Origin of the sequence: Sphingopyxis sp. C-1 (assembly GCF_001047015.1) — a bacterium.
Classification (GTDB): Bacteria; Pseudomonadota; Alphaproteobacteria; order Sphingomonadales; family Sphingomonadaceae; genus Sphingopyxis.
Genome location: NZ_BBRO01000002.1, coordinates 407,022 through 431,075, shown reverse-complemented (window position 1 = coordinate 431,075; position 24,054 = coordinate 407,022). Strand labels below are relative to the sequence as shown.

The following is a 24,054-nucleotide window of genomic DNA, read 5'->3' as shown; positions in this document are numbered from 1 at the left end:
CTTATATGTTGCCGCCGGGCGCGGAAGCCGCGGGCGGGGGCCTGCCCTCAAGCCCATCTTGCGGGGCAGAGTCAAGATTGCGGTGGGTCAGCGTTGGCTCATATCCGGACTCGCGTAGCGTTTGGGCAACACGGCTCGCGACATGGACCGATCGGTGGCGTCCCCCCGTACAGCCGAAGGCAATGGTGACATAGCTTTTGCCCTCGGCGCGGTAGCGCGGCAGCAAGGTGAGGATCAACTTCTCGATCTGCGACAGGCTGTCTTCATAGGCGGGATCGGCAATCACATAGGCGGCGACATCGGAATCGAGCCCGGTTCCGGGCTTGAGCTTCGGATCCCAGTGCGGGTTGCGCAGATAACGCATGTCGAAGACGAGGTCGGCGTTGCGCGGCAGCCCGCGCGCGAAGCCGAAGCTCATCACATTGAGGACGGGTTCGCCCTCGTCGGCATCGCCGAACCGTTGGCGGATTTCCTGCTGCAGATCGTTGCTGCTGTAGTTGGTCGTGTCGACGACATGCTCGGCCCAGCGGCGGAGCGGCTCCATCATCTCGCGCTCCCGCGCGATCCCGTCGGCGGCGGGGCGGTCCTCGGCCATGGGATGGCGGCGGCGCGTTTCAGAGAAACGGCGTTCGAGTTCGGCACCGGCGCAATCGAGGAACAGGGTCTGGATGTCGCGTCCGCCCGCCTCGCGCAAATCCTTGATTCGGCGCACGAGCAGCGCGGGACGGAAGCCGCGGCTACGGCTGTCGATGCCGATCGCGAGCGGGCGCCCCGCCTCGCTGCGCTGCATCGGCGCGTCGATCAGCGTTTCGAGCAGCGCGAGTGGCAGATTGTCGACCACTTCCCAGCCAAGGTCCTCGAGCACCTTCAGCACGGTCGATTTGCCCGCACCCGACAGGCCGGTGACCAGCAACAGGCGCGATTCGGCGGCCGCGCTCATCGTCGATGCCTCATGCCGCGGGTGCCAGTCGTTCGAGCGCGAGCAGGATCTTGATCGGCGCCGACGCCTCGAACGCCGACAGCAACAGCGCGGGCAGCGGGTGGCCCGCGACCGTCTCGACCTGATTGACTGCTGGCATGCGGTCGTAGCGGTCGGTCAGGCGCACCGCGAGCGCGAGCGGGACGGGTGCCGTCCACGGCCGCTCGACGATCCCGATCCCGCGCACTTCCAGCTTGCCCGCCAGGTTTTCGGGCGGCCGGCACCACAGCCGGCCGCGTTCGAACCAGATATCGCAGCGGTCGTCGGCAACCAGCCGCGCGCCGCGATCGATCAGCCGCAGCGCCAGGTCCGATTTGCCCTGTCCCGAATTGCCGAGGATCAGCACGCCGCCATTGCCCGCTGCGACGCAGCTCGCATGGATATTGACGATTTGCGTGTTGGTCCGGCTCGGAAGCATGTCGCATGGCTTACCGGCGACGGTGCGGTGCCGCAAGACGATAGGATGACGGCGTCAGCCGGTTTCGGTCGTACCTTCGCGCGCGGGCAGGGTGATGAGCAGGCTGGCGCCCGACCTGCCGTCATCGCGATCCTTGGCATTGATCGTACCGCTATGCCCCTCGACGATCGTGCGCGCGATCGCCAGGCCCAGCCCGCTATGGCGACCGAAGGCCTCGCCCGCGGGGCGTTCGCTATGAAAACGGCGGAAAATGGCGTCGCGCTGCGTAGGGTCGATGCCGGGGCCGTCGTCGTCGACCTTGACATGAACCTCATCGCCGAGGCGGGTCGCCGAAATGCAGACGAGGCCGGTATCGGGCGAAAAGCTGATCGCATTGTCGATCACATTGTCGATCGCGCGTTCAAGCCGATGGCCATCGCCCATCACCACTGTCGTACCTTTGCGGGGACGCGCGAAGGCGACGCGCGGCTGGGGCACGGTCGTGTCGACGCGCGCCGCGCGCGCCGCGAGCATCGATTCGATCATGATGCCGACGTCGATCGGTTCGAACAGCGTACGCGACAGTTGCGCGTCGACCCGGCTCGCCTCGCTGATGTCGTTCACCAGCCGGTCGAGCCGGCGGACATCCTCGTCGGCGATCGCCAGGAGTTGCGCGCGCTGCTCGTCGCTTTTGACGCGTCCCAGCCCCTCGATCGCGGAGCGGACCGAGGCGATCGGATTCTTGAGCTCGTGCGTCACATCGGCAGCGAAATGTTCGCCCGCGTCGATACGTTCGCGCAGCGCCTGCGTCATGTCGCTGAGCGCGCGGGCGAGCGTTCCGATCTCGTCACGGCGGCTGGGCAGGCGCGGTACGACAACCTCACGGGCGCGGCCGAGGCGGACGCGAACTGCGGCGCGCGCAAGGCGGCGGAGCGGGCGGACGATGGTGCGGGCAAGGAACAGGGACAGGAGGACCGACGCCATAAGCACCATTGCGACGACGACGGCGATGCGAAAGCGTTCGGCGCGCACGGTGCGCGTGATGTCGCGCGCATTGAGCGTCATCAGCACCGTTTGCGGCGTATCGAGGTCGACGACGCGTGCCGCGCTGAGCAGCGGGGTGCGTTCGGGGGCATAGCGGAAACGGCTCGTCTCGATGTCGCTGCGTTGCGCTTCGAGGACCTCAGGCCAGGATTTCGCATTGTCGACGCGCGGTTCCTCGAACTCGGGATAGGCCGGCGCGCCGACGATCCAGTCGATGCCGCGATCCATCGCGCGCGCGGCGTCGCGCTTCCAGGGCTGCAGATCGGGATCGCGCAACGTATAGGTCGGCGGACCCGTCTCGAAACTGTCCGAAATGCGCCGGCCGTCGGCGGCATAGAAGCGCAGGCGCGACTCGGTCGCGGCGGTAAATTCATCGATCAGCCGCGTGCGCTCTTCGGGCCGCGCCGCTTCCAGCGCGCTGTCGAGCATTGCGAGCTGGTCCTTCATCACCTCGATGCGCGTATCGACCAGTCGGCTCCGATAGGAGTCGAGATAATAGAAGCCGCCGGCAAGCAGCGCGATGGCGAGGATGTTCACCGCAAGGATACGCGTGGTCAGCGACCAGCGCGCCGACCAGACCAGCGGCGATTCCTCCTGTTCGGCGATGCTGGCGTCGGGCTTCATGGCATCAGCTCTCGTCTGCAAAGCGATACCCTGCGCCATAAAGGGTTGCGATCGCGTCGAACTCGGGGTCGACCTCGCGGAACTTGCGGCGCAGGCGCTTGATGTGGCTGTCGATCGTGCGATCGTCGATATAGACGTCGTCCTGATAGGCGGCGTCCATCAATTGATTGCGGCTGCGCACGATACCGGGGCGTGCGGCAAGCGTTTCGAGGATCAGGAATTCGGTGACGGTCAGCGTGACGTCCTTGCCGTCCCACGCGACCTTGTGGCGCGCCGGGTCCATCTGCAGCCGTCCGCGGGTGATCGGCTCGGCGACGGGTTCGTCGTCTTCGCTGGGTGCCGACCGGTTGAGTTCGACGCGGCGCAGGATGGCGCGGATGCGGGCGATCACCAGCCGCTGCGAAAAGGGTTTGGCGATATAATCGTCGGCGCCCATCGCCAGGCCCAGTGCCTCGTCGATCTCGTCATCCTTGCTGGTCAGGAATATGACGGGAAGCTGGCTCTTCTCGCGCAGGCGACGCAGCAGTTCGAGTCCGTCCATTCGCGGCATCTTGACGTCGAACACGGCCAGATCGGGCGGATTGTCGATCAGCGGCTTCAACGCCGCCTCGCCGTCCGAATAGACGCGCGTCACAAAGCCTTCGGCTTGAAGCGCGATAGACAGGGATTGCAGGATATTGCGGTCGTCGTCGACCAGCGCGATGGTTGCCGTCATGCTCTTTCCGTTTGGCGGGCCCAAGCAGCGATTAGCCTATCCGCGGTTCAGCGACAACATCGGGGCGTTAGTACAGTTCCCTTTTGGCACGCCCGCCGCAAGCGCTCATCGCAAGCGCCGCGCAGCTCCGCTTTAATCTTTTGACCTCCCCCGCCAAGCGGGCTAACGCGGCCGAGATTTCGGAATCGGCGGTCACGTCGGCACCCATGCGAATGCGGGCCAACCCATTAGTGCGCTAAGCATTGCATAGGTATGCAACGACGCCGCCGGACAAGGAAAGGCGAAGGCAAATGACCAAGGTTGTGATCGGCGCGGACACCGTCGAGACGAAGGCGGAAGTCGCCGAAAACTGGGGCACTCCGCAGTTGATCGAGGATGCGGTTCGCCACGGGGAGGGCGTGCTCGCCAAGGACGGCCCGCTCGTCGTCGAAACCGGCAAGCACACCGGCCGCAGCGCCAAGGACAAGTTCATCGTCAAGGACGCAGAGACCGCCGATACGATCTGGTGGGGCAAGACGAACGTCGCGATGACCCCTGATAATTTCGCGGCATTGAAGGCCGATTTCTTCGCGCATCTGGCGCAGCGCCCGCGCCTGTTCCGTCAGCAGCTTTTCGGCGGCTCGCAGCCCGAGCACCGCGTCGCGGTTCAGGTCGTCACCGAATTCGCCTGGCACAGCCAGTTCATCCGCACCTTGCTCTGCCGCCCGACCGCGGCCGAGCTCGCGGCGTTCGCGAGCGAATATACGATCATCGACCTGCCGAGCTTCCGCGCCGACCCGGCGCGCCACGGCACGCGGACCGAGACTGTCGTTGCGGTGAATTTCTCGGAGAAGCTCGTGCTGATCGGCGGCACGCAGTACGCGGGCGAGATGAAGAAGTCGGTGTTCGGCATCCTCAACTATCTGCTCCCGGTTAAGGGCGTGATGCCCATGCACTGCTCGGCGAACATGGGACCCAAGGGCGACACCGCAGTCTTCTTCGGCCTCAGCGGCACCGGCAAGACGACGCTGTCGGCCGACGCCTCGCGCACGCTGATCGGCGACGACGAGCATGGCTGGTCGGACACCGCGGTCTTCAATTTCGAAGGCGGCTGCTACGCCAAGATGATCCGCCTTTCGCCGGAGGCCGAGCCCGAGATTTTCGCGACGACCAAGCGTTTTGGCACCGTGCTCGAAAATGTCGTGATCGATCCGGTCACGCGCGAACTCGATTTCGACGACGCGAGCCTCGCAGAGAACAGCCGTGGTTCGTACCCGATCGATTTCATTCCGAACACGTCGGAACGGAATATGGGTCCGGTCCCGCAGAACATCATCATGCTCACCGCCGATGCCTATGGCGTCTTGCCCCCGATCGCGAAGCTGACGCCCGACCAGGCGATGTATCATTTCCTTTCGGGTTACACCGCGCGCGTCGCGGGGACCGAGATCGGCGTGACCGAGCCCGAGGCGACCTTCTCGACCTGCTTCGGCGCACCCTTCATGCCGCGTCACCCGTCGGTCTATGGCAATTTGCTGAAAGAGCGCATCGCCAAGGGCGGTGTCCAGTGCTGGCTCGTCAACACCGGCTGGACCGGCGGCATGGCGACGATGGACGGCATCAAGCGCATGCCGATCAAGGCGACGCGCGCGCTGCTCAACGCCGCGCTCGACGGCAGCCTCAACGACGCCGAATTCCGCAAGGATCCGAATTTCGGCTTCATGGTGCCCGTCGCGGTTCCGGGCGTCGACAGTGCCTTGCTCGATCCGCGCGAAGCCTGGGCCGACAAACAAGCCTATGACCGCACGGCGCAAACGCTCGTCGGACAATTCATCGACAATTTCGCGCAATTTGCGGATCATGTCGACGAAGGCGTCCGCCAAGCCGCGCCGCAGGCGGCCGTCGCAGCATAACCTACCCGGAACCTTCCGGGTGTTCATTCACCCGGAAGGACCGGACCAATGACCACCGAATATCGCCCGCGCCTGTTCGAGCGCGACGAAGACATACGCGCGATCGGCAGTGGCCTGCTCGCGCGCAGCCTGCCGCGCGAAGCGTGGACGCATGAGGCGCATCTGGGCGCCTGCCTCTGGCTTGTCAGCGAGCGCCCCGACATCGACATCGATGCCGAGATTGCGACGATCATCAGCCGCTATAACGAGAGTGTCGGTGGTGTGAACGACGACACACAGGGCTATCATGACACTATCACGCGTGCCTATGTCGCAGGGGTGCGGCTGTTCCTGTCGGAAACCGCCGAGGTCGGGCTGGCTGCGCGCGTCAACGCGCTGTTGCTTTCCGACATGGGCGGCCGCGACTGGCCGCTGCGCTTCTACACCCGCGACCTGCTCTTTTCGGTCCCGGCGCGGCGCGGCTTTGTCGAACCCGATCTTGTGCCCTTTCCGGCCTAAAGCTTCATTCCGGGCGCCCAGCCGCTTTCCGCAAGGAAGGCGGCGGGGTCGCGCATCTCGATAATCGCCTTGATCGCCGCGGCCTTGTCGGGTGCGCGATCATAGTAGCTTTTGGCGACGCGGTAACCGACCCAATAGCCGAGGTCGCCGGGCCAACCGTCCTTGCCCTGCTGGTTATAGAGCCAGCGTGACCCGATCGCCTTGCCGTCCTTTTCGGCAAGAAAGGCGGTTTCCAACTCGGCTTCGCGTCCCTTCGCCCATTGGTGGAGCAGCGGATAGCCGACCGAACCGCTCATCCGCTCGGCGACGAACTCGGCAGCGCCCTCGACAAGCGCGGCGTGGAGGACGGTATCGTCCTCGCTCTCGACCTGCGCGAGCGGCTGCTGTGCATGGACATATTCGTGCGCGATGATGTGGACGAAGCGGTCTTCGTCGTCAGCCTCGATGAACTTTGCCATGCACAGGGTTTCGAGCCCGATATAAAGCCCCTTGGCGTTTGCAGTGCCTGCGGTCGTCCCGCGCCCGATCGCGATGGTGATCGGCGGGAATTTGGCGGCAGGATAGATTTCAGCGAGCCGGTCGGTCGCTGCGACCAGCCGCGTCCGGACATTGCCGAGTTTTGCCGCGCAGCCGCGCGCATCGGCAAAGAGTTGCGGTTTGGTGCGCAGCGCTGCGGCCAGCTTTTCGGGTGTGATACGGCGCAGCGCCATGAACTCGACCAGCCCCGGTGAGGGATCGGCGAGATAGCGTATGGCGAGCTGCTCGGGCTGCGCCGCAAGCGCCGGATCATCGGCGAGCGCGAAGAAACGCTCGACGTCCGAGGTCACGATCGCGACGCGCGCCGGAGAGGCCGGCTGATCGGCAGCGCGGCTGGCCGGGTTCCAAGTCATGCTGGCGGCGAGTACCGCCAGCAAGGCGGCGCGACGCATCAGCCCTTTTTCTCCGCCACATAGGCGTCGACATTTTGCGCGAGCACGTCGAGCGGGACGTTGCCGCCCTCGACGACGACATTGTCGAAATCGCGGAGGTCATATTTCGCGCCCAACGCCTTTTGCGCCAGCCCGCGCTGCCGCACGATCTCGCTGTGCCCGACCTTGTAGCCGCACGCCTGCCCGGCCCAGCTGCAATAGCGGTCGACCTCGCTCGACACCTCGAGCGGGTTCGAGCCATTTTCCTTGACGAAAAACTCGACGCCCTGCTCGCGTGTCCAGCGCTTGGCGTGGATGCCGGTGTCGACGACGAGGCGGCAGGCGCGGAATGCCAGCGACTGGAGATAGCCCAGACGCCCGACCTCGAAATCGTCGTAGAGGCCAAGCTCATCGGCGAGTTGCTCGGCATAGAGCGCCCAGCCTTCGGAGTAAGCATTGAACGCCAGCATCGTGCGAATGAGCGGCATCTGGTTCGCATATTCGCCCTGCCACACATGGCCGGGAATCGCCTCGTGCATCGTCAAATCGGGGAGCGAATACTTGCTGTGCAGCTCTGTGGTGCGCAGGTTGATCCAGAATTTGCCCGGCACCGTCCCGTCGATCGATCCCGCGCCGCCATAGGCCGCAGGTGCACCGGGTTCTTCGGCCAGCGGCAGGCGCTTCACCTCGACATTGCCCTTTACCAGCGTGCGGAACGCGCGCGGTAGCTGCGCGCGGATCTTGCCGAGCCAAGTCTGGATATAGGCGGTGATTTCGGCGCGACCCGCGTCGTTGTCGGGGAACTTATATTTGGGATCCTTGGCGAGCGCGTTCATGCGGTCGCCGACCGAGCCTTGCGTATAACCAAGCTTCTTGAGGATCGGATCCATCCTGCCGTGGAGTTCGGCGAGTTCATGGCGGCCCATCTGGTGGACCTCTTCGGGCGTCATCCGCGTCGTCGTCGAAGCGCGCAATGCCCAGGCGTAGAATTCGTCGCCGCCGGGACGCGCCCACATGCCCGCGTCCATCGTCGCCTTCGCGCGCTGCGCCTTGAGTTCGGCGAGCTGGCGTTCGAGCGCCGCAGCGACGGGACCCTGCACGATCTTCGCCGAGCGTGTCGACCAGTCGCCCGCGATCTTCGCTTCGCCCGTGCGGCGGACGAGGCTTTCGACCATCGATCCGCCCGCTTTTGCGTCGGCGATCGTTGCTTCCATCTGCTTCACCGCCTTGTCGATCAAGAAGGCAGGGGCGATCAGCCCTTGTCCGCCGGCGGCTTTCAGCCGGCCGGTCTCACCGTCGAGGACGCCGGGGAAAGCGTTGAGGCGCGACAGATAGGCTTCGGCGTCGGCGGTATTTTTCACCGGATGATCGCTGTCGAGGAATTTGGGGACGTCGAGATAGGCGCCGACATTCTGGATCACGACATAGGGCGTGTTGCGCCAGCCGCCGACCGCGACGTCGCCATAGGGCAGGGCAAAGCCGTCGAGCGCAACGCCATAGGCGCTCTCCACGACCGCAAGGCTGGTGCGCGTCTTGTGATCGAGCCCTGCCTTGTCGAACGCGCGGACGCGCGCGACATCGGCCTTCAGCGTATCGGCGACGGCTTTCTGGCCTGCTGCAGACCGGTCGCCGAGCTTGCCGCGTTCGGCCGCGCGTGCACCGGTGTCGATGCCGAGCGAAGTCGCACCTTCGGGCGAGAGCGCGAGCAGATTGTCGGCGATCGAATCGAGCAGTTGCTGCGCGTCGCTCTTTGGCGCCGACTGAAGAGCGGCTGCGGGACCGGCGATGGCAAGCCCCGCGGTGCCCGCGCCGAGCGTGGCAAGCGTCTGGCGGCGACTGACGGGGGTGGAAAGCGGATTAGACACGGGCAGCTCCCTGGCGACTTGTTTCTTGTGAAACCTGTCTAGGCACACCCGCGCGGCGGTCAACGAAAAGGGGCCGGGAAAGCTTGCGCCCTCCCGACCCCCGTCGAAAATTATCGGCTGTCTATCAGTCGGTAAGATCGGCGGGCACCTTGCCGCCGTTCGCCGCGAGTTCGCGCATAACCGCCTTGTGCAGCCAGATGTTCATTTCGGCGCTGCCGTCGAGTTCGCCGGTGTAACCCAGTTCCTGCGCCAGTTCCTTGCGGTTGGCGAGGCTCGAATCAATGCCGAGCAGCTTCATGAGGTCGACGATAGACGTGCGCCAGTTGAGATCCTGTCCGGCGTTCGCGGCCTCGGCGGTGAGGATGGCATCGACATCGACGGGCGCGGCGGCGGCCGCGGCCATGGCTTGCGTCGCGGCGTCCAGCGCGGTGCCGACGGGGCTGGGCGCGGCCGGGGCGGCGGGTTCTGCGGCGACGGCCTTCTTGCCGAAGATGGCGTCCTTGATCTTGCCGAAAATGCTCATTGTTTAGCTCCCACTAGAAACCATGGCGCATCGCCGAAAGGCGAGTCGTACAGTCGCAGGCTAGGACTATGCATTTGAGAATGACAGCCAAATGAACGACTCCTCCTCGTCCTGCCTGCTGCTATACTCATTTGCATCGGCGCGGCGTCCGATCCGTGCCGAAGCGGGAGTATGACGACATGAATCTCACCGACATATTGGCGCAAGCCGGCGGCATCGAATCGATGGCGAAGGAGCTGGGCATTCCTCCCGCGATGGCGAAACAGGGCGCCGACGCGCTGCTTCCCGCGATTCTCGGCGGATTCAAAAAGCAGGCTCAATCGGCCGGCGGCGGAGCCGAAGGGCTTGGAGCGCTTGGAGGTCTCCTCGGCCAACTCGGCGGCGGCGGCCTGCTCGACTCGGTACTCGGATCGCAGCCGACTCCCGTTCAACAGGGCAATGATGTGCTTGGGCAGATTTTCGGGTCGAAAGATGTGAGCCGCACTGTCGCAGGGCAGGCCGCAGCACAGACCGGACTCGATTCGGGCATTCTCAAACAGATGCTGCCGATGCTCGCGATGATGGTTGCGGGCTATATGGCGAAGCAGGGCGGCCAGTCCGGCGAAAGCGGCGGACTTTCCGGCGGTCTGGGCGGCATGCTCGGCAATGTGCTCGGCGGCGCGATGGGCGGCGGCGCGGCGCCATCGGCGGGAGGCCTTGGCGGTTTGGGAAAAATGCTCGACATGGACGGCGACGGCAATCCGCTCGACGATATCATGGGCATGGTCAACAAGATGCGGGGATAGGCGGCCGCAGTCGGACGGTTCCCTTTCGACCGATTGCTGCCGTCCACGTCCTCGTCACCCCGGACTTGATCCGGGGTCCCGCTTGAAGTCGATGCCAGTGAGTGCGTCAAAAAAGCGGGATCCCGGGTCAAGCCCGGGATGACGGAAGTGGGGGGAGGCAACGCCCGCTCCCCACCCCTAAGCCGCCATGTCGCCTCAGCTCACCGCGCGATCGGCTTTACGCTGCCATCAGGCGCAATTCCTCACGGAAATCCTCGTCCACCCCGATGCGGCTTCGCATCGGGGTGACGGCGCCATCGGAATCGGCGTCGCCTTCCTCGAACAGCGCGCAGGGCGCTTCGCCGCCGCGCGCGAGGCTGTAACGCGGCGCGACCTTGCCGGTGGGCTTGAAACCAAGCTTGCGCAGCACCGCACCCGACGCCGGATTGTCGAGGAAATGGCCCGCCGACAGTTTCGGCAGGTTCATTGCCCGCGCGATATGGACGAGCTGACGCCCCGCCTCGGTCGCGAAACCCAGGCCCCAATAGGGACGGGCGATCCAATATCCCATTTCGGGGCCGCCTTCGGGGCTCGGCGAAATGCCGCAGCCGCCGACAAGGCGCGGCGCGCCGCCGGTGCGGGCAAAGATCAGGAAACGCGGCTGGTCGGGGTCGAGCGGTTTGCTCAGAAACTCCTGCGCCTGATCCTCGCCATAGGGCCAGGGTGCGGTCGCGAGGTTGCGGACCACCGCCTCTTCGCCGATCGCTTGGGCGAGCGCGGGGGCGTCTTCCAGCCAGCCGGGCCGCAGCAACAGTCTTTCGGTACGCGCGAACATCTTTTCTAACTCCCAATTGCCTGTCGCCTTGGCGCCAGATGGTGACGCTTTGACGACATTCGATACGGAGGGAGATGGATGGCCCGATTTTCGCGCCTGACCGCTAGAGCGCGGATTTCAGGCAAGAAAAAAGGGAGCCCGGGGTGACCCGTCTCCCTCTTTTCGAACTGGTTTCCGCTTGGGGCGGAAAGGACCGTTCCGGGTCATCCCTGGTGGACGACCCTGGAAGATCGTCCTTATTCGGCGGCTTCCGCCATGGCGTCGACCGACACATATTTGCGGCCAAGCTTGCCATCGTGGAATCGGACCTGGCCGTCGGCGGTTGCGAACAGCGTGTGGTCCTTGCCCATGCCAACGTTGACGCCCGGGTAGACCCGGGTGCCGCGCTGGCGCACGATAATGTTGCCGCCGATCACTTCCTGACCGCCGAACTTCTTCACGCCAAGGCGGCGGCCGGCTGAGTCGCGACCGTTGCGCGAAGAACCGCCTGCTTTCTTATGTGCCATGACTGATGCTCCTTAATTCGTTCGTTCGAGAGGCCGAGCCGCGTTGCCGCGCTCAGGCTTCCTTCTTGGGGGCTGCCTTCTTGGCAGCGGGCTTCTTTGCGGGCGCTTCGGCAGCGGCTTCGGCCTTCGGAGCAGCAGCCTTTTTAGGTGCGGCTTCCTTGGCGGGTGCTGCAGCCTTGGCTTCGGCAGCCGGAGCGGCCTCAGCCTTCGGAGCGGCTTCCTTCTTCGGCGCGGCCTTCTTGGCATCGCCGACAGCGAGGATGCGCAGCAGCGTCAGCGACTGACGGTGACCGTTGCGGCGACGGTAGTTATGCCGGCGGCGCTTCTTGAAGACGATGACCTTTTCGCCGCGCGTCTGGGCGATGATCTCGGCCGAAACGACGAGGCCTTCGGCGCTCTTCACTTCGCCGCCGTCACCGGCCAGCAGGATGTCGCCCAGCGACACGGTGTCGCCAGCTTCGCCGTCGATCTTTTCAACGGCGATCTTGTCTCCAGCGGCGACGCGATACTGCTTGCCGCCCGTGCGCACGATTGCGAACATGGTCTTCCATCCAATCAGAAACTAAAACACCCACGCTGCCAGTCACCCGCCAAAGCAGGCGATTTTTCCGGCATGCGGGAAAGTCAGCGCCACTAGCGAGACAGGGCGTCGCTGTCAACCGCCAAATCCCGTGCTTTTCGTCCAAAAGCGCGGGGCGAGGTCGATTATCGCCCACGCTGCCGATTCGGCACTTGCTGCGCCGTCGGTGCGCCCATATCAGGGACGGCAATGAAGCGCGCCCTTCTTTTTGCCCCGCTGCTCCTGTCGCTGCCCGCTTGCGCCGGGACACAGGCCAATGATGGCCCCTCGCTCGCGAAGCGCGCGGTCGAGGGGCGATTCGATGTCGCGCCGCCCGCGGTCGTCGTCGCGCCGCCGGGGCCGCTGCCCACCGACCTTGCCGGACGTCTCCAGCGCTGGGAAGCTGATGGTGCTGCCGGGCAGCAAGCCTTTGCCGCCGAGCGCGCCGCGACGGCATCGGCGGTTTCGGCCGCCGCAGGTGCTCCCGTCTCCAGCGAGCGCTGGGTCGTGGCGCAACAAGCGATTACGCGCCTGATCGCCGCGCGCGCGCCGCTCACGACGGCGCTTGCCGACATCGATCGTCTCTATATCGAGCGCAGTGTCGACGATCAGATCGACGGGCTTCCGGACATTTATGCGCTGCGCGACCGGCTCGCCGATCTCGCCTCGACGCAGGATGCGGTGCTGGAGGCGCTGAACGCGCAACTGCCGGGGCAGTAGTTTATATCCTCCCGTCGCTTTGCGGCAGGGAGGATCATCGTGCCTATTGGTTCAGCCCATGTTTCTTCAGCGCGTGGCGAATCTGGTCGTAACTCAGCGCCAGCGCCTCGGCGGCGACTTTCTGGTTGAAACGGCAGCGCGCCATCGTGTCCGACAATATCTGCTTTTCATAAGCGTCGACCGCCGCCCGCAGGTCGCTGACCGAGCCTGACGGCGCGGTCGCAGGCGCTTGCACCGCGTCGCTCGCGGGGCCCGGCGCAGACGCTTCGGATTTTGCGGGCGCCTTGCGCACCACCGGCTGCCAGGGGCTCGCGAACGGATCGAAGCTCAGCGCATCGACCGGCTTTTCGGGGTCGGCCCATCGATAGATTGCGCGTTCGATGACGTTCCTCAATTCGCGGACATTGCCGGGCCAGTCGTGCCCCTCCATAGCCGCGAGCGCGCGCGGCCCGAAGCCGGGCCATTCGTCCCAGCCGATCACCGCCGCCATGCGTTGGCCGAAATAGGTAGCCAGCACCTCGATATCGCCTTCGCGCGCGCGCAAGGGGGGCAGGGTGATGACTTCGAACGACAGTCGGTCGAGCAGGTCGGCGCGGAAGCGATTGTCCTCGACCAGCGCGGGCAGATGTTCGTTGGTCGCCGCGACGATGCGCACATCGACGCGAATCGGACGCGACGATCCGACGCGCGTCACCTCGCCATATTCGACCGCACGCAGCAGCCGTTCCTGCGCGCCCATCGACATCGTTGCGAGTTCGTCGAGAAACAGCGTGCCACCGTCGGCTTCTTCGAAACGTCCTGCACGCGTGCGCGTCGCGCCGGTGAAGGCGCCGGCCTCGTGCCCGAAAAGTTCGGACTCGATCAGCGTTTCGGGCATCGCCGCGCAGTTCATGATGACATAGGGGCGATCCCAGCGTGTCGACAGGCGGTGGAGGCGCTCGGCGATGAGTTCCTTGCCCGTCCCGCGCTCGCCGATCACGAGCACCGGACGGTCGAGCGAGGCGGCGAGGCTGGCGCGTTCGACCGCGTCCTGAAATGCCGCCGACTGGCCAATGAATTGCGTCTCGCGTTCCATTCCCAATCATTGGCAAATTTTCCCGTTGATTGGCAAGTTAAATCGATTGAAGGCTCGATTTGCGAGTGAAGTTCGGCGGTTTTGTGCGCCTTTGCGCAATTGGCACGCCTCCTGCAAAGATTTCTGTGAACCGGCGCACGATGCGTCGGTGCAGCGAAAAACACAGGGAAGGTTGATCCATGAAAACGATGTTTGCCCAGGCCGCCACTTTCGCGCTCAGCGCGGCCGGAGCGCTGGCCATTCTCGTCGGCGTGATCGACCAGCCCCAGGTTGCTGCCAGCGTCACCGGCACCCCCGCCGGCCCGCTGGTTGCCGCTGTCATGTCCCCGGCGGTCAGCGCTTTGGCCTGACCGGCACTGGTGCCGGGGCACTCTCCCCCCTTGCCCCGCCCCGGCACCAGCTTTTTATAAAAGACAATGGTCTCAAGATTTTCGACAGGAGTTTCAAAATGGGTATTTTTTCACGAACCCGCGACATCATCGCCGCCAACGTCACCGACCTGCTCGACCGGGCCGAAGACCCGGAAAAGATGATCCGCCAGATCATCTTCGAGATGAACGAAACGCTCGTCGAAGTCCGCGCTTCCGCCGCCCGCACGATCGCGGACCAGAAGGAAATGCGCCGCCATATCGCCAAGCTCGAAAGCCTGCAGGATAGCTGGAAGGAAAAGGCCGAACTCGCACTGTCGAAGGACCGCGAAGACCTCGCCACCGCTGCGCTCGTCGAAAAGCAAAAGGCTGGCGACATGGCGGAGAAGCTGAAAGCCGAGATTGCCGTCCTCGATGACGCGCTGACCGGTTATGAAGCCGATATCACCAAGCTGCAGAAAAAACTCAGCGAAGCGCGCGCGCGCCAGTCGAGTGTCGTCAACCGCCTCGAAAGCGCCGAGAACCGCTACAAGCTGCGCGAGATGACGAACGGCGACCGGGTCGAAGATGCCTTCTCGCGCTTCGAGATCCTCGAACGCCGCGTCGACGAAGCCGAAGGCCGCGCCGATGCGCTGGGCCTTGGCTATAAAAAGTCGCTCGACGAGGAAATCGCCGAACTGCAGGCCGCCGACAAGGTCGCCGACGAACTCGCCGCGCTGAAAGCCGCGCAGGCCAGCAAACAGTAAGGAGCCTGACCGATGGAAGAGATCATTATCGTCCCGATCGTTATCGGAACCCTCTTCCTCGGTCTGCCCTGGCTGATCCTCCACTACATCACGAAGTGGAAGCAGGCCAAGACACTGACCGGGGAAGACGAACAACTGCTCGACGAACTTTACGATACCGCACGGCGCCTCGAAAATCGCCTGCACACTGTCGAACGCATCATCAGCGCCGACCATCCCGACTTCCGCCCCGCGGTACGCAGCGATGAAGAGCTGGCGCAACTCGAAAACAACAGCCGGAGGAACTGAGATGTCTGCCAGCCGCACAAAATTCTACCTCGACAAGCAGAACGCCAAATGGAGCGGTGTGTGCGCCGGGATCGCCGACTATAGTGGGATCGATGTCCTCTGGGTTCGCGTCGGGGCGGTGCTCCTCACGCTGATGGGCGGCTTCCCCTGGACGCTGATCGCTTACTGGATGGTTGCATGGATGGGCACGCCCAAGCCGTTCGCGCTCTATGGTTCGACCGAGGAAGCGAAATTCTGGCAGGGGGTGCGAAGCAATCCGACGGCATCGACCCGCGACATCAAGTCGCGCTTCCGCGACATCGACCGCCGGCTTGCCGACATCGAGCAATATTACACGAGCCACAATCGCCGCCTCGCCGACGAGATCGACGCGCTGCGCTGAGCGGCACCCAAAGATCCTTGGGGCGCAAACAGGGAGATAGAAAATGAATTTCGGTGGTACCGGTTTTGTCCTCGCCATCATCGCATTGTCGATCGGCGGCTGGATGTTCACCACCTGGATCCGCGCAAAGCACGGCTATCCCGTTGAGAATGAATGGGGCGGCACGGTTCATCGAACCGACCCCGACGCTGATCGAAAAATCGCCCTGCTGACCGATGACAACGCCAAGCTGGCGGGGCAGGTCAGCCGGCTGGAAGAGCGGATCTCGGTGCTCGAACGCATCGCGACCGAGAACAACGGTCAGGCGGCGCAGCTCGCCGACCAGATCGACCGCCTGCGCTGAGAGGATTTGAGAGCATGAATCTGGATGTCCTGAATACCATCGCCCCCGTCGCCGCCGTCGTCGGCCTGGCCGGGGTCGGCGGTTGGGTCTTCACGACCTGGATCCGCGTCAAGAATGGCTATCCGCTCGAAAACAGCTGGGGCAAGGCGATCTATCCCAAGACCAGCGACGAAGCGATGGAACGCGTCAAGCTGATCAGCCAGGAAAATGCCCAACTGCGCGCCGAACTTGGTTCGGTGAAAGATCGCCTCGCGGTGATCGAGCGCATCGTCACCGACGAGGGCCACCGGCTGAGCCACGAGATCGAGGCGCTGCGGCGCCCGTCGAACTGAGGAAACGGAATATGGAAGCGATTGTCATCCTCATTATCGTCGTCGGTCTGCCCGTCACGCTCGGCATCGGCTACGCTGCCTATGAACGCCACCTCAAGTTCAAGGAACGGCAGTTCAAGGCGATCACCAACGAGACCGCCGAAAAGGCCGCGCAATATGCGGCGCAAACTGAACGGCTGGAGGCACGCGTCCGCGTTCTCGAGCGCATCGTTACCGACAAGGGAATTGATGTCGCCGACGAGATCGAAAAGCTGCGCGACGCCCCGCTGAACTGAATAATAAACGAAAGGATTCTTCCCCATGAACCCCTTTGAAATGGTCATCGGCATCGTTCTGATCGTGACGATCGGCAGCATCATTCGCGCCAAGCACGGCATCCGCCGCGACAATAAGGGCAATGAATTTTTTGTCGGCAACGCTGCGGACAATGCAGAGACCAAGGCGCTGCAGGCCGAAATACGCGCGCTCAAGGATCGCATCCAGGTGCTTGAACGCATCGCCACCGACAATAATCGCGCCGTTACGCTCGATCAGGAAATCGAGAAGCTGCGCGACAGCAGCAAAATCTGAATGCCGGAAAAGGAGCAACGCTCATGGCTTTCATCACTCCAGACTTCACTGCCGCGGCCGTCGCGCTCACCGCGCTGAGCATCGTCAGCCTTGTCGCGCTCCGCGGCTGGCGCGACTGGATCCAGCTCAAGCGTGAGGAGCTCGCCGCGGGGCACGCGCCGCTGGCGCAGGATCCCGGCGTTCCGCACGCCGGGTCGCGGATCGAGATCGCCGACCTTAAGGAACGGCTGCGCAAGCTCGAAGCCATCGCGGCGGGGGTCGACCTTTAAACACCCCGCCCCGCGCGGCACCGGCCCGCTCCCCTGTCAGGCGCCATCCGTCCGGCGGCTGACAGGGGAGCGGGCCGATGTTGTTTCGGGGCCTTCCAACCCGGCGCCATCTGTGCGAGGGGCGCGGCCATGCGCAGTCTCGACGACATCTTCGAAGAATATGAGTTTCTCGACGGCGACGATCGCTATCGCCTGTTGATCGACCTCGGCCGGACGCTCGAGCCGATGCCCGACGCCCTTAAGACCGATGCGACACTGGTGCGCGGCTGCTCGGCGAGCGTCTGGGTCTATCCGGTCCCGCGCGAGGACGGACAGCTACATTTTCTCGCCGACAGCAATGCGGCGATTACCAAAGGGATCGTCGCGCTCGTGCTGGCCGCGGTGCAGGACAAGTCCGCGGCCGAAGTGGCCGACATGGACGTCGCCGCAGCGCTCGCCCCCTTCGACCTCACGCGCCAGCTATCGTCGAACCGCACGCAGGGCGTTCCGAACATGATCGCGCTGGTTCAGGATACTGCGCGCCGCATCGCCGCGGACTGATTTCCCCTGCCGCCATCGGCGCGGCTTGTCATTTCGCCACGCGCAAGAAAAAAGGGCGCGGGAGTTTCCTCCCGCGCCCTTTTCTTTCGGTCGAAGCCGGATGGCTTAGAAGTTGACCTTCACACCGACGCGGATGCCATACAGCGACACGCGGTTCGTGAGCACTTCGTTCGGTGCAAGAACGTTGCTGTAGCGATACTGCGCACAGGTTTGTGACAAGGACGCCGTCGTTCCCGCCGTTCCCGTCGGAGTAGCAGCCGTCAGGCAGGTAACCCGCGCGATCGCCGCGTTGTACGGGAAGTCGACCTGACGAAGCGAACCCCAATCGCTATCGATCAGGTTCAGGACATTCTCGACGTCGGCGAACAGCTTGAACTTCGCATTGCCGACAAAGGCCGGAATTTCCTGGCTAAAGTGGAGATCGACCTTGAAGAAATCGGGCGAGGTCTGGCTGTTCTTCTTCACGATCCGGCCGCGATATTTTTCGAGGCCGAGCTGCGAAATGAGGTTGTTGAACGCCGTCTCGCTAGCGGCCGAGTCGAAGCTGACCTTCGAATCGCCTCCGGCCGTCGGAACATACAGCAGCATGTTGCCAAGGTTCCCGACCGTGCCGAAGGTGGTGCCACGATTGCCACTGTTGTCCAGCATCGTCGCGCTGTACGGCCGGCCCGAACGATATTCGCCGAACAGGCTGATGCGCGTTTCATTGTCGCCAAAGAAGTCACGCTTGAAGTCCGCGCTGAACTTCCACTGATGGGTATATTCATAGATCGACCGGCCATAGGCTGCACGGTTCGGGTCCACGAAGGCGTTGTTGCCATAGTTCGACGACGAGGTCGAAGAGGTCATGGCCCCTTCATCCTTGACGTTCGAATAGGTGTAGCTGCCGTCGATCGACAAGCCGAAGTCCCAAGCCTTGGCGAAACGGGCGGTCGCAAAGAAGGAGCGACCCTTTTCGCTGTTGGTCAGTTGAAGATCGCGGTTAGTCGTGGCCGGGCCAAGCACATTATAACGCGGGCGACCGTCGGGCAGTGTGCCGTTCGGTACCGAACGCAGGTCGGTCCACGTGTAACCATAGATGTTCTTGTCGTACAGGAACTGGCCACCAACGAACCAGCCGTCGCCGATTTCATAGTCGGCCTGCAGCGAGGCCTTCCACTTGCGCGCGACCTTCAGCTCGGGATCGATATTATCGGTCGGCGCGAGGCTCTGCGAACCGCCAATGAGGAAGGTGTCGACACTGCTCGGAATGGTGCCGCCGGTAATACCGTTCAGCGCATTACAGGTGGCCGAAGCCGCGCAGTTCGTGCGGTTGATATCGACCGAGTTGGTGAGCAGGCCGGTGTTCGAGAAGCTGTTCGACAGATAGACGTCGGGCGTGCCGCCCGAGAAGATGCCGACGCCGCCACGGACGATCAGCTTGTCGGTGGCCTGCCAGTTGAAACCGAAGCGCGGCTGAAGAACGTCGCGGCCGTTGAAGGTTTCGCGGTTGTGGAAACCATAGCGTGCCAGGAAGTTGGGGTTCAGCGGCGGCTTCACATCGTTGCCGAACAGGTCGTAACGAACGCCGAGCGACAGCGTGAGATCGGGGGTGACCTGCCAGTCGTCCTGGATGCCAACGGTATAGTTCTGCGTGCTGAAACGGGCTGCGGCATCGTCCGGGTCGAGGCTTGGCACCGCGTTGCCGTAGCGCAGACGATTCGCATTGCCGGCGGCGAAATCGGCGAGGCTGTCGAAATAGAAATCGCCGAGCGAACGCTGCACAAACAGGTTGTAAACCGACACATCGGTGTAACCCGCGAGCAGGCGGAACGAATGATTGCCGGCGTCGAGGCGCGCCGTCAGGTCGAACGACAGGTTTTCGGTGTTCAGGTCGTTTGAATGGCGGCTGACGTCGGGACCGAAGAACAGGCGCGTGCCGTTGCAGCCCGTTGCCGTGCTGGCGCTGGTTGCAACGGGATCGGTGCAGACCTCCATCTGCGCGAAATCGCGGCCGCCGAAAGGCGTTTGGTCGCGATTATAGTCGCGGTATGAAGCGCGGAAGGTCGTTGAGAAACTGTCCGACCAGGTCGAGTTCAGTTCGAACGCCCCCGAATTGACTTCTTCGGCCAACTCATAGCCGTTCGACTGGAAACCCAGCGCGAAGGGCGTGGTCAGGAAGGTGTTCTGCTGGAACTGCTGCGTGCCGACGTTGCGGATATAGGTCAGCGACGCGCGCTGCGTGTCGCTGATGTTCCAGTCGAGCTTGCCGATGATCTTTTCATCTTCCTCGGTGGCGTTTGGCGACAGGCCAAGCGTGTCATAGCCATAGCGCGACTGCGCGATGCTGCTGACCTGGTCGATCACCGCCTGCGTCAGGCCGGGGACCTGATTGGCGAAGCCCGGACCAAAGCCGCTGTCGAACGGATCAGTTTCCTTGGTCTTTTCATAGGCAAGCATGAAGAACAGCTTGTCCTTGATCAGCGGGCCGCTGAGGTTGGCGCCATATTGCTTGCTGTCGAAATCAAGATTGACGTCGCGGCCACGGGTGCGGTTGCCGGTCAGACTGTCGTCAGTATAAGTGAAGAAAGCGCCGCCGTGGAACTTGTTGCCGCCCGAGCGGAGAATGACATTGACCGCGCCGCCCTGGAAATCGCCCTCGGCGATGTCGAACGGTGCGACCTTCACGGAGAATTGCTCGATCGCGTCGAAGGGAACCGGGCCGCGCGAGGTCGGCAGGCCGCCGTTGTTGAGGCCGAAGTCGTCGCTCATCTGGACGCCGTCGACCGAGAAGCGGTTTAGACGGCCGTTGTTGCCGGCGACTTCGATCGTGCGGGCGTTCGTCAGGTCGAGCGTGACGAGCGGGTCACGGCGCGCAAGGTCGCGGATATCACGGTTGATCGAGGCGGCGCCTTCGATCGCTTCGCGGTTGAGCGCGGTGATCGGGCCGTTCGAGGTTTCGACTGCGCCCTTGACCGACGATGCCGTCACGACAATCGCCGTGTCTTCGAGCGTGATCGGCAGGCGGAAAGGCTGACCGGCCTGCAGGAAGAGATCGGTAACCTGCGCACTGTCGAACCCGTCAGAGGTTACTTCGACCGTGTAGGGGCCGCCAACGCGAAGGCCATTGGCGCCGAAATTGCCGCTGCCGTCAGTGGTTGTGCGCGATACGGTGCCCGACGGGACGTGCGTCACGGAGACGGTCGCTCCGGCGACCGGCCCGCTTGCCGATTCGACGGTACCGCGAACCGACGATGAGGTTTCCTGGGCGGCCGCGGGAGCGGCGAGCGCAACGCTCATGCTGAGCGCAGCAGCGCTCGCAGCCAGATAGTGACGGAAATGCATTTGGATTGTCCCCTTTGGTGGTGCATTTGGCAGGCGCCCGAATGGGGCGCGCCTGACCTGCGAGCGCCCCTGAAGCCCGCATGTGGCACGATTGTGACAGCAATTGTGACAGTGCAAGTGGGGAGGGGCGCGCGGGTCAGCTCGGGGCTAAAAAAGCGCTATTTTCCGTCGCGCAGCAAATTTTATCCACAGGCGCAGATGTGTTTTTTCCGGAAACTGTTGCTGCAATGCAACATAAAAGGGCGCCTCGAAAGGCGCCCCATTTGCGACTCAGGCGGCGTCGCCGGCCGCTTCCTTCGCCTTGTCGGCATAGACGCGCACGGGATCCTTGCGGCCTTCGACAACATCCTTGTCGACGACGATCTCGACCACATCGGTCAGGTCGGGCAGGTCGAACATCGTGTCGAGCAGGATCGCCTCGACGATCGAGCGCAATCCGCGCGCGCCGGTCTTGCGTTCGATCGCCTTCTTGGCGACCGCGACGAGCGCGTCGTCGGTGAAGGTCAGCGCAACTTCTTCAAGGTCGAACAGCTTCTTATACTGCTTGACCAGCGCGTTCTTGGGCTCACCAAGAATCTTGACCAGCGCATCGACATCGAGATCCTCAAGCGTCGCGATGACCGGCAGGCGGCCGACAAATTCGGGGATAAGGCCGAACTTGAGGAGATCCTCTGGCTCGATCTGCTTCAATACTTCGCCGCTGCGGCGCTCGTCGGGGCCGGCGACATGCGCGCCGAAACCGATCGACTTGCCCTGCAGGCGGTCGCCGATGATCTTTTCGAGGCCGCTGAACGCGCCGCCCGCGATGAACAGGATGTTCGTCGTGTCGACCTGGAGGAATTCCTGCTGCGGATGCTTACGGCCGCCCTGCGGCGGAACGCTCGCGGTGGTGCCTTCCATCAGCTTCAGAAGCGCCTGCTGCACGCCTTCGCCCGACACATCGCGCGTGATCGACGGATTTTCGGCCTTGCGGCTGATCTTGTCGATTTCGTCGATATAGACGATGCCGCGCTGCGCCTTTTCGACATTATAGTCGCTGGCCTGCAGCAGCTTCAGGATGATGTTCTCGACATCCTCGCCGACATAGCCCGCCTCGGTCAGTGTCGTGGCATCGGCCATGGTGAAGGGCACGTCGAGGAAGCGTGCCAGCGTCTGCGCGAGCAGCGTCTTGCCGCTGCCGGTCGGGCCGACGAGAAGGATGTTCGACTTCGCCAGTTCGACGTCGTCGCCGCGCCCGCTGTTCGCCAGGCGCTTGTAATGGTTGTGCACCGCGACCGACAGCACGCGCTTGGCGGTGTTCTGGCCGATCACATAGGAATCGAGATGCTGGCAGATTTCGAGCGGCGTCGGCACCGCGCCGTCCTTGCGCGCGGCGATACCGCCCTTGATCTCTTCGCGGATGATGTCGTTGCACAGCTCGACGCATTCGTCGCAGATGAACACGGTCGGCCCGGCAATCAGCTTGCGGACTTCGTGCTGCGACTTGCCGCAGAAGGAGCAGTAAAGGGTGCTCTTGCTGTCCGAGCCACTCAATTTCGTCATAAACATTCCTATGGCGGGCCCAAAAGGGGCGTCGCCTTTCTTATCCTAGCCCCCGGTCACCCAATTACAATATGGCAATTGGGTGACATCGGTTCAATGTCCAGCCTGGCACCGAGGTACCAAGCGGACGTCAAGAAACGCGGTTACCGGGAACTTTCGTCGGCATGCCGAGTCGTCCCGCGCCCGTATCAGGGCGTCGGGCCTTCGCTCACGTCCTTCGCCGCGTCATCGCCGGGCAGGCCCGGACGGCGGTCGTAGACATGGTCGACGAGACCGAATTCCTTCGCCTCGTCGGCTTCGAGGAACGTGTCGCGATCCATCGCCTTTTCGATCTCTTTCAGCGACTTGCCGGTATATTTTACATAGAGATCGTTCATCCGCTTGCGGATGCGCAGGATTTCCTTGGCCTGGATTTCGATATCCGACGCCATGCCGCGCGCGCCGCCCGAAGGCTGGTGAACCATCACGCGGGCGTTGGTGAGCGCGACGCGCATCCCGGGTTCGCCTGCGGCAAGAAGGAAGCTGCCCATCGACGCTGCCTGGCCGATGCACACCGTGCCGACGCGCGGACGGATATATTGCATCGTGTCGTGGATCGCCATGCCCGCCGTGACGACACCGCCCGGCGAGTTGATGTACATATAGATGTCCTTCTTCGGATTTTCCGATTCGAGGAACAGGAGCTGGGCGACGATCAGCGAGGCCATATTGTCCTCGACCTCTCCAGTGACGAAGACGATCCGTTCGCGCAGCAGGCGGGAGAAAATATCGAAGCTGCGTTCGCCGCGGCTCGTCTGCTCGACGACGACGGGAACCAGAGCGGCGAGCGGGTCGATCATTGGAAATTCGTCCTTATGTTTATCGGGACGCCGCACCGGAGAATCCGGCAGGCTGGCCCCTCTAGGCTCCTACATCGTCGCCAAGCGGAGCTCTTTCAAGGGGGCAAAAAGAAGGGGCGGGAAAGTCCCGCCCCGTTCCGATTGTCCGATTTCGGTTCAGTCGCCTTCGCCGGGTTCCGGCGAGAAGAGCGTCTCGAACTTGTTCTCGACGCCCTTGAATTCATCGGCATCGGCCGGCGTTTCTTTCTTGACCGTGATGTTCGGCCATTCGGCGCTGAACTTGCTGTTCACTTCGAGCCATTTTTCGAGCCCGCTCTCGGTGTCGGGCAGGATCGCCTCGGCCGGGCATTCGGGTTCGCACACGCCGCAGTCGATGCATTCATTGGGGTTGATGACGAGCATATTCTCGCCCTCATAGAAACAGTCGACGGGGCACACCTCGACACAGTCCATATATTTGCACCGGACGCAGGCATCGGTGACGACATAGGTCATGGGTTCAGCTCCCTTTGTCGGCGGCACCCTTGCCGTCCGACATCCATCGGAAACGCCTCTATTCCGCGTTGACGCGGCACGTCAACGCAAAGCGACAGTTGCGAATCACTCT

The 24,054-nt window shown here is 63.4% G+C and carries 29 protein-coding genes; 14 read left to right on the top strand and 15 right to left on the bottom strand.

Annotated elements, in window-relative coordinates:
* Window position 1 precedes the first annotated feature (1 nt).
* The 4 genes from rapZ to SC1_RS16645 are packed head-to-tail and all read right to left on the bottom strand — an operon-like array spanning window position 2 to window position 3,759.
* Window positions 2-940, bottom strand: a complete 939-nt coding sequence (gene rapZ / locus SC1_RS16660; RefSeq protein WP_062185182.1) for an RNase adapter RapZ — start codon at window positions 938-940, stop codon at window positions 2-4.
* Window positions 941-950: 10 nt separating this feature from the next.
* Entirely contained in the window at window positions 951-1,397 is a 447-nt protein-coding gene (locus SC1_RS16655; protein ID WP_062185179.1) for an HPr kinase/phosphorylase, read from the bottom strand.
* Between the two features lie 54 nt (window positions 1,398-1,451).
* Window positions 1,452-3,044, bottom strand: a complete 1,593-nt coding sequence (locus SC1_RS16650; protein ID WP_062185176.1) for an ATP-binding protein — start codon at window positions 3,042-3,044, stop codon at window positions 1,452-1,454.
* Between the two features lie 4 nt (window positions 3,045-3,048).
* Window positions 3,049-3,759, bottom strand: a complete 711-nt coding sequence (locus tag SC1_RS16645; protein WP_062185174.1) for a response regulator transcription factor — start codon at window positions 3,757-3,759, stop codon at window positions 3,049-3,051.
* A gap of 290 nt (window positions 3,760-4,049) precedes the next feature.
* On the opposite strand from SC1_RS16645, the gene SC1_RS16640 reads away from it, so the two are divergent.
* Together SC1_RS16640 and SC1_RS16635 are read left to right on the top strand one after the other, a co-directional pair.
* Complete coding sequence (locus tag SC1_RS16640; protein ID WP_062185171.1) at window positions 4,050-5,651, top strand: phosphoenolpyruvate carboxykinase; 1,602 nt, start codon at window positions 4,050-4,052, stop codon at window positions 5,649-5,651.
* Between the two features lie 48 nt (window positions 5,652-5,699).
* On the top strand, window positions 5,700-6,149 hold the full coding sequence (locus SC1_RS16635; protein ID WP_062185170.1) for a hypothetical protein: 450 nt from the start codon (window positions 5,700-5,702) through the stop codon (window positions 6,147-6,149).
* On the opposite strand, the gene SC1_RS16630 is transcribed toward SC1_RS16635, so the two are convergent.
* The 3 genes from SC1_RS16630 to SC1_RS16620 all read right to left on the bottom strand — a co-directional run bounded on the left by SC1_RS16630 (window position 6,146) and on the right by SC1_RS16620 (window position 9,445).
* On the bottom strand, window positions 6,146-7,078 hold the full coding sequence (locus tag SC1_RS16630) for a DUF2268 domain-containing putative Zn-dependent protease (RefSeq protein WP_062185167.1): 933 nt from the start codon (window positions 7,076-7,078) through the stop codon (window positions 6,146-6,148). The genes SC1_RS16635 and SC1_RS16630 overlap by 4 nt on opposite strands.
* Window positions 7,078-8,922, bottom strand: a complete 1,845-nt coding sequence (locus tag SC1_RS16625; protein WP_062185164.1) for a DUF885 family protein — start codon at window positions 8,920-8,922, stop codon at window positions 7,078-7,080. Before SC1_RS16625 ends, SC1_RS16630 begins: the two co-directional genes overlap by 1 nt.
* Window positions 8,923-9,046: 124 nt before the next feature.
* Window positions 9,047-9,445, bottom strand: a complete 399-nt coding sequence (locus tag SC1_RS16620) for a DUF3597 domain-containing protein (RefSeq protein WP_039577117.1) — start codon at window positions 9,443-9,445, stop codon at window positions 9,047-9,049.
* Between the two features lie 179 nt (window positions 9,446-9,624).
* Between SC1_RS16620 and SC1_RS16615 the strand changes: the two genes are divergently transcribed.
* On the top strand, window positions 9,625-10,230 hold the full coding sequence (locus SC1_RS16615; RefSeq protein WP_062185161.1) for a DUF937 domain-containing protein: 606 nt from the start codon (window positions 9,625-9,627) through the stop codon (window positions 10,228-10,230).
* Window positions 10,231-10,447: 217 nt separating this feature from the next.
* On the opposite strand, the gene SC1_RS16610 is transcribed toward SC1_RS16615, so the two are convergent.
* The 3 genes from SC1_RS16610 to rplU form a co-directional block, all read right to left on the bottom strand.
* Complete coding sequence (locus SC1_RS16610) at window positions 10,448-11,044, bottom strand: GNAT family N-acetyltransferase (RefSeq protein WP_062185159.1); 597 nt, start codon at window positions 11,042-11,044, stop codon at window positions 10,448-10,450.
* A 236-nt stretch (window positions 11,045-11,280) separates the two neighbouring features.
* Window positions 11,281-11,550 carry a 50S ribosomal protein L27 gene (rpmA, locus tag SC1_RS16605; protein WP_062185156.1) on the bottom strand — a complete coding sequence of 90 codons (270 nt, stop codon included), beginning with the start codon at window positions 11,548-11,550 and terminating at the stop codon, window positions 11,281-11,283.
* 52 nt (window positions 11,551-11,602) lie between these two features.
* Complete coding sequence (gene rplU / locus SC1_RS16600; protein WP_062185155.1) at window positions 11,603-12,091, bottom strand: 50S ribosomal protein L21; 489 nt, start codon at window positions 12,089-12,091, stop codon at window positions 11,603-11,605.
* Window positions 12,092-12,319: 228 nt separating this feature from the next.
* Here rplU and SC1_RS16595 point away from each other — a divergent pair, with 228 nt between their 5' ends.
* Complete coding sequence (locus SC1_RS16595; RefSeq protein ID WP_062185153.1) at window positions 12,320-12,829, top strand: hypothetical protein; 510 nt, start codon at window positions 12,320-12,322, stop codon at window positions 12,827-12,829.
* 43 nt (window positions 12,830-12,872) lie between these two features.
* Here the strand turns inward: SC1_RS16595 and pspF are convergent, their stop codons facing one another.
* Window positions 12,873-13,904, bottom strand: a complete 1,032-nt coding sequence (gene pspF / locus SC1_RS16590) for a phage shock protein operon transcriptional activator (protein WP_062185151.1) — start codon at window positions 13,902-13,904, stop codon at window positions 12,873-12,875.
* 179 nt (window positions 13,905-14,083) lie between these two features.
* Here pspF and SC1_RS22285 point away from each other — a divergent pair, with 179 nt between their 5' ends.
* From SC1_RS22285 to SC1_RS16545, 10 genes are all read left to right on the top strand, one after another.
* Window positions 14,084-14,254 carry a hypothetical protein gene (locus tag SC1_RS22285; protein ID WP_193749205.1) on the top strand — a complete coding sequence of 57 codons (171 nt, stop codon included), beginning with the start codon at window positions 14,084-14,086 and terminating at the stop codon, window positions 14,252-14,254.
* Window positions 14,255-14,352: 98 nt separating this feature from the next.
* Window positions 14,353-15,018: a phage shock protein PspA gene (gene pspA / locus SC1_RS16585; protein WP_062185149.1), complete on the top strand. Its 666-nt coding sequence runs from the start codon at window positions 14,353-14,355 to the stop codon at window positions 15,016-15,018.
* A 12-nt stretch (window positions 15,019-15,030) separates the two neighbouring features.
* Complete coding sequence (pspB, locus tag SC1_RS16580; protein ID WP_056367989.1) at window positions 15,031-15,306, top strand: envelope stress response membrane protein PspB; 276 nt, start codon at window positions 15,031-15,033, stop codon at window positions 15,304-15,306.
* 1 nt (window position 15,307) lies between these two features.
* On the top strand, window positions 15,308-15,688 hold the full coding sequence (gene pspC / locus SC1_RS16575) for an envelope stress response membrane protein PspC (RefSeq protein WP_062185147.1): 381 nt from the start codon (window positions 15,308-15,310) through the stop codon (window positions 15,686-15,688).
* Window positions 15,689-15,731: 43 nt separating this feature from the next.
* Complete coding sequence (locus SC1_RS16570) at window positions 15,732-16,031, top strand: hypothetical protein (RefSeq protein WP_062185144.1); 300 nt, start codon at window positions 15,732-15,734, stop codon at window positions 16,029-16,031.
* Between the two features lie 14 nt (window positions 16,032-16,045).
* Entirely contained in the window at window positions 16,046-16,363 is a 318-nt protein-coding gene (locus tag SC1_RS16565; RefSeq protein ID WP_062185141.1) for a hypothetical protein, read from the top strand.
* 11 nt (window positions 16,364-16,374) lie between these two features.
* Entirely contained in the window at window positions 16,375-16,638 is a 264-nt protein-coding gene (locus SC1_RS16560) for a hypothetical protein (protein WP_039577096.1), read from the top strand.
* A 25-nt stretch (window positions 16,639-16,663) separates the two neighbouring features.
* Window positions 16,664-16,933, top strand: a complete 270-nt coding sequence (locus SC1_RS16555) for a hypothetical protein (RefSeq protein WP_062185139.1) — start codon at window positions 16,664-16,666, stop codon at window positions 16,931-16,933.
* 23 nt (window positions 16,934-16,956) lie between these two features.
* Complete coding sequence (locus tag SC1_RS16550) at window positions 16,957-17,202, top strand: hypothetical protein (RefSeq protein WP_062185136.1); 246 nt, start codon at window positions 16,957-16,959, stop codon at window positions 17,200-17,202.
* A gap of 129 nt (window positions 17,203-17,331) precedes the next feature.
* Window positions 17,332-17,742, top strand: a complete 411-nt coding sequence (locus SC1_RS16545) for a SufE family protein (RefSeq protein ID WP_062185133.1) — start codon at window positions 17,332-17,334, stop codon at window positions 17,740-17,742.
* Between the two features lie 105 nt (window positions 17,743-17,847).
* Here the strand turns inward: SC1_RS16545 and SC1_RS16540 are convergent, their stop codons facing one another.
* The 4 genes from SC1_RS16540 to fdxA all read right to left on the bottom strand — a co-directional run bounded on the left by SC1_RS16540 (window position 17,848) and on the right by fdxA (window position 23,942).
* Window positions 17,848-21,066 (bottom strand): TonB-dependent receptor, encoded by a 3,219-nt coding sequence (locus SC1_RS16540; protein WP_062185130.1) that lies wholly within the window; start codon window positions 21,064-21,066, stop codon window positions 17,848-17,850.
* A gap of 270 nt (window positions 21,067-21,336) precedes the next feature.
* The gene (clpX, locus tag SC1_RS16535; protein WP_062186880.1) at window positions 21,337-22,608 is read right to left on the bottom strand and encodes an ATP-dependent Clp protease ATP-binding subunit ClpX; all 1,272 of its coding nucleotides are present in this window, start codon (window positions 22,606-22,608) and stop codon (window positions 21,337-21,339) included.
* A 188-nt stretch (window positions 22,609-22,796) separates the two neighbouring features.
* Window positions 22,797-23,447, bottom strand: a complete 651-nt coding sequence (gene clpP / locus SC1_RS16530) for an ATP-dependent Clp endopeptidase proteolytic subunit ClpP (RefSeq protein ID WP_062185127.1) — start codon at window positions 23,445-23,447, stop codon at window positions 22,797-22,799.
* Between the two features lie 156 nt (window positions 23,448-23,603).
* Window positions 23,604-23,942 (bottom strand): ferredoxin FdxA, encoded by a 339-nt coding sequence (gene fdxA / locus SC1_RS16525; RefSeq protein WP_037513620.1) that lies wholly within the window; start codon window positions 23,940-23,942, stop codon window positions 23,604-23,606.
* Between the last annotated feature and the right edge of the window lie 112 nt (window positions 23,943-24,054).